Below are 284 nucleotides of genomic sequence, written 5' to 3' on the forward strand. Positions count from 1 at the left end.
TTCGAATCCCCTTGGGGACGCCACTTACTATTTTAAGTATTGTGTAAAGCAGTGTGACACCGCACTCTCTATGCACGACGTTATCAAGAGTACTAATCTCTTGGGGACGCCACTTACTTATTTTTAATAGGGAAGTGTAGTGTTATTAAGAAAGCTCGTCTGAAACGAGTCTAAAAATTCAGTTGTCCTAGTGACACATTTATGTGTCCCCATCGTCTAGAGGCCTAGGACACCGCCCTTTCACGGCGGTAACAGGGGTTCGAATCCCCTTGGGGACGCCACTT

1 tRNA gene is annotated in these 284 nt (G+C 46.1%); it reads left to right on the forward strand.

Features of this window, described 5'->3' with window-relative positions:
• The first annotated feature begins 205 nt into the window (after positions 1-205).
• Positions 206-281: transfer RNA gene (locus H5117_RS20465), tRNA-Glu, on the forward strand.
• Positions 282-284 lie beyond the last annotated feature (3 nt).

The organism is Pseudoalteromonas sp. SG45-1 (assembly GCF_014164135.1).
Taxonomy (GTDB): Bacteria; Pseudomonadota; Gammaproteobacteria; order Enterobacterales; family Alteromonadaceae; genus Pseudoalteromonas; species Pseudoalteromonas distincta.